This is a genomic window from Phormidium pseudopriestleyi FRX01 (assembly GCF_017313335.1).
GTDB classification, from domain to species: domain Bacteria; phylum Cyanobacteriota; class Cyanobacteriia; order Cyanobacteriales; family Laspinemataceae; genus Laspinema; species Laspinema pseudopriestleyi.
This window is the reverse complement of sequence record NZ_JAFLQW010000049.1, coordinates 1-11697: the sequence shown is the minus strand read 5'-3', so window position 1 is coordinate 11697 and position 11697 is coordinate 1. Positions and strand designations below refer to the sequence as shown.

8 protein-coding genes are annotated in these 11697 nt (G+C 49.8%); 4 read left to right on the top strand and 4 right to left on the bottom strand.

Features of this window, described 5'->3' with window-relative positions:
- Window positions 1-484 precede the first annotated feature (484 nt).
- Window positions 485-1066 carry a DUF3727 domain-containing protein gene (locus J0895_RS01905; protein ID WP_207086456.1) on the bottom strand — a complete coding sequence of 194 codons (582 nt, stop codon included), beginning with the start codon at window positions 1064-1066 and terminating at the stop codon, window positions 485-487.
- A 99-nt stretch (window positions 1067-1165) separates the two neighbouring features.
- Between J0895_RS01905 and J0895_RS01900 the strand changes: the two genes are divergently transcribed.
- Both J0895_RS01900 and J0895_RS01895 read left to right on the top strand, forming a co-directional pair.
- Window positions 1166-1342 carry a hypothetical protein gene (locus tag J0895_RS01900; RefSeq protein WP_207086455.1) on the top strand — a complete coding sequence of 59 codons (177 nt, stop codon included), beginning with the start codon at window positions 1166-1168 and terminating at the stop codon, window positions 1340-1342.
- Between the two features lie 283 nt (window positions 1343-1625).
- Window positions 1626-2654: a helix-turn-helix domain-containing protein gene (locus J0895_RS01895; RefSeq protein ID WP_207086454.1), complete on the top strand. Its 1029-nt coding sequence runs from the start codon at window positions 1626-1628 to the stop codon at window positions 2652-2654.
- Between the two features lie 48 nt (window positions 2655-2702).
- On the opposite strand, the gene J0895_RS01890 is transcribed toward J0895_RS01895, so the two are convergent.
- A complete protein-coding gene (locus tag J0895_RS01890; protein ID WP_207086453.1) occupies window positions 2703-3311 on the bottom strand; it encodes a DUF3611 family protein in 609 nt (202 codons plus the stop codon).
- A 1398-nt stretch (window positions 3312-4709) separates the two neighbouring features.
- On the opposite strand from J0895_RS01890, the gene J0895_RS01885 reads away from it, so the two are divergent.
- Window positions 4710-5117, top strand: coding sequence for a PadR family transcriptional regulator (locus J0895_RS01885; protein ID WP_207086452.1), 408 nt, complete (start codon window positions 4710-4712; stop codon window positions 5115-5117).
- Between the two features lie 123 nt (window positions 5118-5240).
- Here the strand turns inward: J0895_RS01885 and J0895_RS01880 are convergent, their stop codons facing one another.
- Window positions 5241-6557 (bottom strand): tetratricopeptide repeat protein, encoded by a 1317-nt coding sequence (locus J0895_RS01880; RefSeq protein WP_207086451.1) that lies wholly within the window; start codon window positions 6555-6557, stop codon window positions 5241-5243.
- Window positions 6558-7054: 497 nt separating this feature from the next.
- On the opposite strand from J0895_RS01880, the gene dnaX reads away from it, so the two are divergent.
- Window positions 7055-9694 (top strand): DNA polymerase III subunit gamma/tau, encoded by a 2640-nt coding sequence (dnaX, locus tag J0895_RS01875; RefSeq protein ID WP_242540982.1) that lies wholly within the window; start codon window positions 7055-7057, stop codon window positions 9692-9694.
- A gap of 78 nt (window positions 9695-9772) precedes the next feature.
- Here the strand turns inward: dnaX and J0895_RS01870 are convergent, their stop codons facing one another.
- Window positions 9773-11194 carry a glycosyltransferase family 2 protein gene (locus J0895_RS01870; protein WP_207086449.1) on the bottom strand — a complete coding sequence of 474 codons (1422 nt, stop codon included), beginning with the start codon at window positions 11192-11194 and terminating at the stop codon, window positions 9773-9775.
- Window positions 11195-11697: the final 503 nt, after the last annotated feature.

The window sequence follows — 11697 nt, the reverse complement described above, 5'->3', positions numbered from 1 at the left end:
AGTCTGGTAAACATTAGGCTTTAAAAGCCCACGCTGTACTGTACTCAGTCAGCGTTGGGTAGTTTACCGCGGCATTGACCTATTCCAGAGTAGTCTTTAATCTCTGAATTGATAGACTCCACATCAGACGGGGAATCCGGTGGTATGTTCTACTCGGGCTTAGATAACTCATGGAGCTAGAGGGTAATTTTCCGGCCAGGGATCTTCTGCTTTGTGGATCTAAGCCCTGATTTCCTAAAAGTTGGAGTCGCCTCTCTGGGGGGTCCAGCAAGGGTCACCCTGGTGACGAACCAGAGCCCGGGTCAACTCTGAGTTGAGAAGCTCCAATGCGATCGCCGACGAACCCTGATTTGTAGGTGAGCTTTAGCGGCTAATCCCCCTAAAATTTTTGTTGAAATGGGACTGATCGGGCTTTAACTATTGATTCTAGTCCCACATCTAATTGGGTTACTGAGTCAGACTCAGGACAGTGCTTGTTTCGTCGTTATTCGAGTTCTTCAAACAACCGTTCTTCGATCATGCCTTCTAAAGTAGACATCATCGGCTCAAGTTCCTGTAACTCCTCATCAGAAAGTAACTCAGGGTTTCCGTCTTCATTGAGGCGCGCCAAAATGAATACGGGATCCAAAGGAGAGTAGATGGCATACTCGGCTTCTTCATGATAAAAACTGGCTAACCACTGAAGTTCCTCATATTCTGCCGCTTCACCTAGCTCATCATCACTGATTTCCTCTTCCGTAAATTCCGGAAGATCGCCACTAACCGTCAGAGTAATTGCGCTGCGTTTGAGGGTGAGGTTTTGTTCTTCGAGGACCGCTTTAGCCGTATCAAAAATAGTATCCACTTCCTCCTCACTAATAGGAATGGGTTCATCATCCTCATCCTCAGCTTGCCATGCGAAAATTTCCACCGGCGTATCAATAGGAGTGAGTAAAACGTAAGTCTTGTCGTTTACTTCTACAGAATGTTCGATGTAACAAGATAGCGATCGCCCGGACTCATCCGTCAAAATTGTGGATGAAGTGTGGGATTGCCCATTCTCTTTTGATGATTCCGATCGGGACATGACAGATAATAGGAAGATAAAGAGCACTAGCGAGGAGCAAAACGGAATCAGAAAACCGGAAAACGCCCTTCCCGCATTTCGGTCGAGGCGTACAGGTTTTTGATTGCCCTGAACCCAGGAAGAGCAAATCCTAGGGCAAAACCAGAATATCACGGGAGGGAACTGATCCGATTTCTATTTTTTGGCGTGGGACTCTTGGCGATCGCCCCGGTGCGGGTTTGGCAGATTCGGGGTCAACAATCTTGCTCCGATGGAGCCAAAACTTACCATTCTTGAGGGGAAACGTTTGATGGCGAGGACGGTACTCGTTAGGAATCCATTGCAGTAGTCGCTCTTTCCATGTGCTGATTGTAACCCCTGGAGGCAACGTTCCATCCGGAACGGGTACGAATCCCCGGAATGAAGATACTCAGATACAGGTTCTCCCTGAATACCTGTCTAGCCAGACCTGAGTCTAACTTCGGACTCAACTCAACATTTTAGGCGAAGACAGGATCGGGGGTTAACTGTTCTTTCATTCAGTTACTCATCACTGAAGTCCCCCGATTTAACGAGTATCATGGCATTTGAAACCATCTCCCAGGCCACACTACCTCAAGAGGAAATGACAGTTCTCCTCGCTCAAATTGAGTCGGAACTGTATCGGACAAAAGTTTACCGGACTGCATTGGGATTCCTCAAGCAGAGACTCGGTGAGTCTGCTGATGGTTCCTCTATGCTGCTACAAGCGGTGGCTAAAAAAGCGATTTGGCTGACGCTCAAGCAATGGATTTCCCCGGTTATGGACGATTCAGAACCCCTGAATGAGACTGAGTTGGTCGTGGATGACCTAGATTTATCTCAGATGTCCGGCGATCGCCCAGAGTACCAGGCATTAGAGGACATCCGAACACCGGAAAGCCATTCCCAATCCCTTGGCGATACAGATCGAGACGCGATCGCCCTAAATCCCTCTCCCTTGTCGTCACCTGCTAGAATCAACCCCTTTCAACGTCACAAAAAACAGCAGCAAGCTCAACAGCAAGCTCAAATCATCGCCCAGCAACAACAATGGGCCGATCGCCTGACTCAAATTGGGCAACAACTGCAAGCGGCACGCTGCGATCGCGGGTTATTGATTCAGGAGTTGCATAAACAGACCCTCGTTCCTTGCCGTCATATTGAAGCGATCGAGAACGGCTATCTATCCAAGCTGCCCGAAGAGGTTTATCTGCGGAGTTTTATTCATAAAATTGGGGATGTCTTAGGCTTAGACGGGGCGAGACTGGCGAATTTCTTACCCATTCCCCCGAAACAGAATGCACCCGGACCGTCCTGGCATCATCAAGACTTTAACCTAGAATTTTCGGTCAGTCCCCTGCATCTGTATGTAGGCTACACCGCGCTCATGGCTGGGGCGATCGGGGGACTGGGGTGGATGAATAGTCAATCTGCTCCCACAATCGTGCCAGAACCAGACCCAACTTTAACCGCCCCCGCGAGGGATTCTCGTCAAGGGGTGCTGCCGATGCAAACACCGGGGATTACCTCACAGGCGATCGCCTGTGCCGTCTCCGAAATAGCCCCACCCGAAGCATTAGATTGGTAACCCAAGCTGAGGAAACCTCGACCCCATCCGACCCCCTGGACGAGGGTTTCAGGGTTCCTTCTGAGTATTAACATCGATCCAGTTGAGCAACCAAAGTCCCGTGACAATCCCGATAAAGTGGGCCACAATTGTATGGGTATTCGCCAACACCACAAAAATATCCAAGGCTTGAATAAAATCTTGGGGGCGCAACGCCGTCACCAGAGAGCCACCGCCTTGGTATTGGAGGGCCTTGGCTAGGAGGATTCCGCCAATTGCTTCTGCAGCAATTAGGGTAAAAAACATCCCGGCTAAATTGACCATTAAGCCCCGACGCACGATTTGCACCGTCTTCACGGGACCAGGGCGCAGCTTAGAATTTACAGAACTTAGCTGTTGAGATAGGCGAGTATAGCGATAAGCCCAATAGATACTCAGTCCGAGGGCAGCCAGTCCCAGAAATGCAAAAAAAATGCCCGGACCGATGCTGACATTACTGGTTCTGGCAGCTTCCCGAGGTGCCGGAGATTCAATCAAAATTGCAAATAAGAAAATCAGTCCGGCAACAACGGCTAGAACTAACTGTGTCCAAAAACTGATCCAGCCGACTCGGCGTAAGGCAGGGATGACGCGCTGGACGGGAGGTGGAAGTGCTTTTAAGTCTGTTTTATTTGACATACGCAGAACGCAGTTACCGTTTTGGAGCGTTGAGATTGATCGGCTCTTGCTCAATCATAGACCACCACACCTCCGGATTGCCGTTGCCTGGTAATATTGAGGTGCAATTGCTATATTTGCCCTGTTTATTTTAAATTAACTTGTAAAGAAAAATAGAGAACAAAAAAACACCGATGCGCGTCAGCCCAATAAGAATGCATCTTTTCGGCAGGCGATCGCCCCATTCGTTTGGGTAAATTCTGAGCATCTGGGTTTTTTTAGCGATTTGTCTGAGCACTATCTGATGATCCGTGCTTGAAATTGGGGTACAACTCAGGCCAAGTTTCAGGCGAACTTGACTTGAGCCGTGGGAGAGGATGGCGATCGCGAGTAACCGGGTTAACTCAGTCCCAGTTGACTGCCCAGATTTTCAAAGAAAAATCGGGGTAAAATGCCCGCAGGGTTCATGACTACAAGCTTGTCTACAGGCTCAACGGTATTGCTCCAGTCGGCCTAGGGAAGAGAAAGGGTGCGCTCAGGTTAGAGAGAATCAAGCCATCTTCTGCCTGAGTCAATTAAGCCGACTGAACGATAGACCAACCCGAGCGATCGCAGGTGTTGATGATCCATCCCTCGGTCTATGTGGGTATCAACCGGGGTGCAAATTACTACTAATAAATCAGGGCTGGCTTGCCGTCAGAGATAATTTTTCACAAGTTCTGTTCCCAGGTTCAAGTCTACAGAAGTTGTATTTATTTTATTTGGGTGCTGACTTTCGCTGATTCCCTCAGTAGGAGTCTGTATAAAAAAATTTGAGAGAGGGGTTTTTGCTAGTTAGCTGGTAAATTTTCCGGCTTAACTCTAACCGAAATTCGCCTGAACCAGATTGCGGCAATCAGACGAGTTTTGCGCTCCTTTTGTTCCGGTATTGTAGGAAAATATTTTAAGCTTTCTGCAATACAAATTTTCTGAAAATTTGGAGTAACTTCCTTCCGTTACTCCGATTCTAATTCAGGCAATTAAAAGGATCTTAATTCTGATTCAAGCTGTGCTGACTAACTGGCTTCTCTGGCAGTTTCATCCAGCAACGCATCTATAGCCCGTCTAAATCAGTTTGACATAAAGAAAGCGAGCAAGATGTTTGTGCGTTCCGCACAGGCGGCGCCAACGCACTCCTAGGGTCTCGGGCTTGGAGCCATTGTCAAACTGATTTAGGTTCGCTATATACCTCCGGGAACACAATCACAAATCTTCAATCTTCCCGACGCTCGGGACGGTATCTGGGTTGACTTTGAGTTGACTTTGAACTGTAGATTTTTCACCCCTCAATAGAGCGGGCAAGCTACGAAACGTCAGTCTTTCAGGGCGTCAATTCCTGTATCAATTGGTATTTTAAGAGGTATTCAGCGGGTAACTCAAATGAATTTTGAAGATATCTATGACTTTTTTCAAAACCCTCCGCCGATTTATCTGAATAAAGAACTAACCGTCTGTTATGTTCTCTCAGTTTTTTTGGCGGGTGACTCTTATGGCACAGAACTGATTCAGCAATTAGAGCGGGAATATCCAGCCTATCGACTTTCGGATACGGTACTCTACAGCGCTCTGAAATTTTTAGAAAATGAAAGAGTCATTAAGGGTTACTGGAAAAAGGTCGAAGGCCGGGGAAGACCCAGACGAATGTATCAAGTTCATCCGGAGTTCCAGGGACAAGCTCATGGTTTAGCTCAACTCTGGCAACAGTATGCTCAAGAAGGTCATGGGATGCCGAACTCTCCCCCAAGTCGCATCCAATCCCATGAAAACAAGAACCAGGGTACGGGTTAAATCGGAATGAAAGTGGTTCGTCCGGTGATGGGTGCGGCCCTTGCATTGCCCTCATCCGGGATGTCCGGTTAAATAATAGGTCCCAGTTATCCCGGGACAAGCTAGGTCAGGCCAGTCGCCGTCCTAGCTTTTTTTTATATCTAGGAGTGCTGCGTTGCGATATCTCCAGGCGGTGGGGTCATCGGGTCGCAGTTGTAAGGCGCGTTCATAAGCAGCGATCGCCTCTGGGACTCGGTTTAACCGTTCTAGGGTTTGACCCAGGCACAACCAGCCATGATAGTCATGGGACTGGATTTCCAGGAGTTTCTCAAAGGCAGCGATCGCCTCGCCATACCGATGCAGATTCCCCAAGGCGGCCCCACGATTCAACCAAGCTGGAGCATAGTCCGGTTGCAGGTCCAGGGCTCTATCATAAGCCGCGATCGCCTCGTCATACCGCTGCAAGTCATAAAAAACATTGCCCCAGTCATACCACCCCTGATGCGATTCGGGATGGGTTGTCAGGGCCTCTTCATAAGCGGCGATCGCCTCGAACGGCTGCTTTAACTGCATCAGCGCCTTACCTCTGGCACAACATTCCTCGGGAGTGCGCGGTTTCATCCCCACCGCTGATTCAAAATCCGCCATTGCCGCTTCTAAATCATTCAAAGCTTTATAGACTAACCCCCGCTGAGTCAGGGCCGCCACAAACTCGGGTTTTTGGGCTAATGCCTCGGTTAAATGACCGATCGCCTCTTGATACAGTCCCATGCGGTGACAAACTAACCCTAATCCATACAACACTTCTGGGTGATTCGGGGAATGGTTTGCCCCTTGTTCAAAAGTGGTTAACGCCGAGGGATATTGCCGGCGATCGAGATGAATCTGTCCCAGTTGTAAATAGTGTTCTAGGGTAAATTCCGAGGAAACCGGCGAGTCCGGTGTAGCGGCGGATGAAGACGGGGTATTTGCCTCGCGATCGAGCAAATTTTGACCAATTTCTCCCGCCACAACACAGAGTTGACCACAGTTTAACTGCCCTAAGCGCACCATCCGTCTTGCTAATTCATGATTGGGCACCGGGGAATTCAGCAAACGAGAGCCAAACTGCCGTAACCAGAACACATAGACTTCATTGTCCGAACCATCAGCTCCAGAACCCTTGACATTAGGAGCAGATTCTGGTCCGATTTCCTTCAGAAATTGGGTAACCTGAGCCTGACTCCAGCCCCGATGCACCCCATCGAGCAATTCAGAAAACAGAAACTCATATTCTGCGGCAGATAGAGGTTTGGTGGGTTGGTGAAGAGGACCCTTCACCGTCTCAACCCGAACTCGGTTTGACGGCTTTTTCGGGAACGATTGAGGCGGCGATCGGCGAAACCACTGTTGCCACAAGCGGATAAGCTGCTGCCAGATTCGGCCCAAAGTTTTCACAACCCGTTGCATGAACTGCATCATTGATAAATTTATCCCTCTGTCCCTACGGATTTCTTTTGTATTCCGAGTCCCACCCCATCCCTGCATTTTTCCGATACTGGCAGTGTCTTGCCTTCACTTTCGTCAAACCTGCCCCGACCTTCCTTGCCAGAGCCTTCCAGGGTCAATGGGGAGGCGCTCCAGCCCAATCCTAAACGGGGTCCTTTGCCACAGATATCTATCCAAATGGGTAGGAAGGGAATAGGCCAGTGCTATTCTATTTTAGAGTGGGGATTCGTGCTTTTCCCTTTAAAATCGGAGATGGGGAGCTTTTTTCCTCCGGTAAAAAAATCCAAATTTTTCACAACAGAGGGAGACCCGTAGAAAGAGGGAACCCTTGAGGGGCGATCGCGCTTTCTATGGATATTGACTGCCTCTCCATCACCCCATCTCTAGGGGTGATATTTCCAGCCTTGCCATTCCACCGGCCATTGCCTCCAGATTTAACAGTATTGTCTGCTGATATTCTTCCCCCATCCATGCCATACGAACCGCTACATCACAAATATCGCCCCCAAACCTTTGCGGATTTGGTGGGACAAGAGGCGATCGCCACCACCCTAACCAATGCGATTCGCCAAAATCGAATTGCACCCGCCTACTTATTTACCGGACCCCGAGGCACCGGCAAAACTTCCAGCGCCCGGATTCTCGCCAAATCCCTCAACTGCCTCAACAGCAACGGTCCCACCGAGACCCCTTGCGGTGAATGCGAAGTCTGTCGCACCATTGCTAGAGGGACCTCATTAGACACGATTGAGATTGACGCCGCCAGCAATACCGGGGTTGATAACATCCGTGAACTCATCGAACGAGCGCAATTTGCACCTGTACAATGTCGCCAAAAAGTTTACATTATTGACGAATGTTTAACGGGTGACACCCTGGTGCAAACTGCTGAGGGGTTGATGAGAATTGATGACCCTTCTGTGCAAAACCAACAGGTTCTCAGTTATAACGAATCAAACGGGAACTGGGAATGGAAAAAAGTTCTCCGCTGGCTAGAACGGGGAGAACGACAAACACTGATTATTAAAACAGGTAACCGAGAAATCCGATGCACCGCCAATCATCTGATTCGGACCGAAAACGGCTGGATAGCTGCCATCCAAGTGAAACCCGGAATGAACATTCTTGCGCCTTCAGTGAGCCAGAAAACCGTAAACAGCGCGATCGACGCCAAAGTACCCTCGCCCAGCTTGAATCTATCTAGGGAAGTGGTGGCAGTGGGTGTAGGGAAAACGCAGATACCACCCGAAAGTTTGTGGATGAACTCAAACCCTATTCAATCCCATCAATGGATTACAAGTTTGGAGAAGGTCGAATCCGTCGAAATGGCATCTCCGCGTCAAGTTTACGATATTGAAGTCGAAAGTAATCATAACTTTGTGGCCAATGGACTGTTAGTTCATAATTGCCATATGCTGAGTACGGCAGCTTTTAACTCCTTGCTGAAGACTTTAGAAGAACCACCCGATCGCGTCGTTTTTGTATTAGCAACAACCGACCCCCAACGAGTTTTGCCGACGATTATTTCTCGGTGTCAGCGATTTGATTTTCGCCGGATTCCTGTGGATTCAATGGTTCAGCATTTGAAGCATATTGCGGGCAATGAAACCATTAATATCAGCGATGAAGCGGTTTTAACGGTAGCTCAAATTGCTCAGGGGGGATTGCGAGATGCAGAAAGTCTCCTGGATCAGCTTTCGTTGCTGGAAGAACAGGTAACGGTGGAGCGGGTTTGGGATTTGGTGGGGTCGGTTCCCGAGCGAGATTTGATTCAGTTGTTAGAGGCGATCGCCGCCAATAATGCTGAACAAGTCCTCGATAAAGTCCGAGAATTGATGAATCGCGGTCGAGAACCGTTGATTGTTTTACAAAATTTGGCCGGGTTTTATCGAGATTTATTAATCGCTCATACTGCACCCCATCGTCCTGATTTAGTCGCCGTTACTCCTCCGACTTGGCAACAGTTATGTGCGGTGGCTCAAGACTGGGACATGGCTACTATTTTAGCCGGACAACAACATTTACGCAGCAGCGAGGGGCAAATTAAAAATACCACTCAACCTCGCTTATGGTTAGAAGTGACTCTGTTGGGATTATTGTCCTCGGCTTTAATTACACCGACTCAGGGACGGCAAGAAACATCCAGTTTCCAATCCAATCGAGGGGGTGGGAATTCGGCATCACCGGGGAGAGCTTCTTCTCGCCCTCCCACGGCTGAAAATGTCCCTCAGTCTCCCCCGGTACAGGGGAGGAATGTCGGGAGTTCGGAGTCACCATCCGGAGGCGTTGGCGCAGTCTCTCCCCAGGAAAATCGCCCTGTTTCTCCCCCGGCATCGGCACCGATTCAGGGGTCTGGGAACCCGGAACCTGTTGGTTTAGAGCCGAGTGCCAACCTGGAACAAACCTGGCAAACTTTGCTCGAATATCTTTCCCTGGGCAGCAAAGCCCTGTTGAATGAACATGGACGGCTGATTGCATTTAGTAACAACCAAGCTCAGATTGCCATTCGCTCCCCAAACCTGTTTAAGATGGCTCAGAGCAAGATATCTGATATGGAAGCTGCCTTTTTAAAGGCGTTTAATCTGCGAGTTAAAGTGGTGATTCAGGTGTCTGGGGATGCACCTGCTCCCGCTTCTACTCCGATCGCCCCTAGTCATTCCGAACCCCCCTCAGCCCGGATGGAGCCACCGGCTGCACCGACGGGCAATGGACAGACCAATTCGACGCCACAAAGCCCCGCCAATCCGCAAAATTCACCGGATCAACCCCTTGCTCAAGACCCCCGAATTGAAACGGGTAGAGGGCCAGAAAATCGCCCTCCGGTGTCCGTTGGGGCGACGGGGAGACGGGATATCCTCCGGGGTGAGGAGACCGATGATGATGAAGTCATCCGGGCTGCTCAACGATTTAGTAACCATTTTAATGGGAAATTAATCAACCTCCCAGATGACCCCGAGGCAAAGGCTAGGAGTCAGGCAATCGAGGGAGAATTTAGTCACACCAGGGATGTTCAAAACCCGAGTTTTTCGGAGGAAATTGGGGAGGTTGTAGAGAGTCCCAATCCCGGGGATGATTTAAAAGATGACCCCTTTGGGGGGTTGGATTTTTGACGGGACAGGATTTACCCATCGCAAACCCGCCAATCAGGGGCGATTCGCGATTCGCCCCTACATTGCTGGGAGGGAGAATTACGCGGGTAATTCCCCGGTGCCTTGATGAACGGTTTTCACCCATTTGAGCTGTTTGGGACGGACCGAAATCCGGAGGGTGATGCTAGAAATTACCACAACCCAGTGCAGGAGATAAATGATACCCCGCACGGTTTGGATTAGGGTCTGGAGGGGTGATTTGGGGCGAGATTTGGCGGTTTGAGCGGTTTGTCGGTCAATGCGCCGGAGCCCGGTAAATATTCCCACGAGGGAAAGGGTCATGGCAAGGGTGGTTAAGGGACTGTAAATGGGGAAATGTTTGAAGGCGATCGCACCGATTAAATCGGGGATGGCTGCTGCCGGGAGGAAATATTGGATAATCCAAAAGGCAAACATATCCCAGGATTTGGAAACCGGGAGGCGATCGCTGAAAATCAGCCGCCAATAGTCTAAATACCGCTGATATCCCCCTTCTCCCCAGCGATTGCGTTGATGCCAGAGGGCCAGGGGATGAGTTACGCCCTCTTCTTTAACGGGGACGGTGATAAATTGGACATTCCAACGGTCCAAATGCAGGCGCATGGTCAAATCCAAGTCATCGGTGATGGTTTCTTCGTTGAATCCGCCACAGCGATCGAGGGCTTGACGCCGGATAAATTGACCGTTACCGCGCAGTTCCCCAATGCCACCGATCGCAATGCGTTGCTGTTGGAAATAGCTATCTAAGGCCATTTCTGCCACTTGTCCTTTGGTCCAGAAATTGACCGAGGGATTGGCGATCGCCTTTCGCATCTGCACAGCCCCCACTTGGGGCGGATGGAAGGTGGGGAGGACCCGTTGCAGGAAGTCCGGGGAGACTTGAGCATCGGCATCAAAGACCCCAATAAATTCTCCGTTGGTGAGGGGGATGACTTGATTGAGCGCCCCAGATTTTCCCCCGGTGGCATCGGCAGAACGACGAAAAACATTGAGGTTGTCGTATTTTTCGGCGAGTTGCTGTAACACCTTTGGGGTGCGATCGCTGCTGTTATCGTCGATCGCCCAAACTTCATAGCGATCGCGAGGATAATCCAGATTGCACAGGACATCAATCAGCTTACTAATCACGGCTTCTTCGTTTTTAGCCGCTACCAGCAAGGAAACTTGGGGCCAGTGTTCCCGGTCTTCCGGGTCCAGGGGTTGGGGGGTGGGAAATGCTTTCCCCCGGATAATCCGAATCGCATGGAGTCCTAAGAGTGCTGTAAAGCCCAATACTAGCCAATATCCCCAAGAGAGGAAATGGAGGATTAGGGTGAGAATAGAAATCCCCAATAGCAATACCCCGGCTTTGCGTCGGCGACCCTGATATCCCGGATAGGATAAGTCTTCGACCTGATCAGAATCTTCAAAAGCAGACAAAATCAAATGAAGAGGCTCGAATTCCTCACAGGAATTGTTTTCGGGCCAGGAATTCGCTGGCATAGTTTACTTAGGTAAAAAGCAATACAGGTTCAGTAGTTTCTCAGGCCCTAGACCCCAGCTTGTGGCATGGGTTGCAGTCATTAGCGGTCCGGTGAAGTTCCAGAGGTCATCACCGGGAGGAAAGTTAAGTTTCCCAGACATTAGAAATGTCAGTCGGGACTAAAGGCGATCGCCTCCGGACTGCACTTCCCGTTGGGGAATCCTCGCCCTGCGGTCTCCACGGCTTAAGAGAAAGTCGAGACTGGAGAGCTAGAAGCTTAGAGAAACCTTAATGTTGTTTTATTGTATCCCTGATTGTTATCTTTCTAACTCGTTGCTGCAATTGAGCAGGATTCAGTCTTCTGGGTCCCAAGCAAGCCAACACCCTAAAGGGTGCGGCTACACAGACAAAGCCTGCCTACGCAGGCTAGAGAAGCGAAAACCAACCTGTACAAACCACCTCCGGTCCCCTCCCCTTAGCAAATCCGGTCCCCTCCCCTTAGCAAATCCGGTCCCCTCCCCTT

Bases quoted from the DNA above. Each gene is read 5' to 3' on its own strand.
- J0895_RS01905 (WP_207086456.1), bottom strand. From the start codon at position 1,066: ATGTCCCGATCGGAATCATCAAAAGAGAATGGGCAATCCCACACTTCA.
- J0895_RS01895 (WP_207086454.1), top strand. From the start codon at position 1,626: ATGGCATTTGAAACCATCTCCCAGGCCACACTACCTCAAGAGGAAATG.
- J0895_RS01890 (WP_207086453.1), bottom strand. From the start codon at position 3,311: ATGTCAAATAAAACAGACTTAAAAGCACTTCCACCTCCCGTCCAGCGC.
- J0895_RS01885 (WP_207086452.1), top strand. From the start codon at position 4,710: ATGAATTTTGAAGATATCTATGACTTTTTTCAAAACCCTCCGCCGATT.
- J0895_RS01880 (WP_207086451.1), bottom strand. From the start codon at position 6,557: ATGATGCAGTTCATGCAACGGGTTGTGAAAACTTTGGGCCGAATCTGG.
- dnaX (WP_242540982.1), top strand. From the start codon at position 7,055: ATGCCATACGAACCGCTACATCACAAATATCGCCCCCAAACCTTTGCG.
- J0895_RS01870 (WP_207086449.1), bottom strand. From the start codon at position 11,194: ATGCCAGCGAATTCCTGGCCCGAAAACAATTCCTGTGAGGAATTCGAG.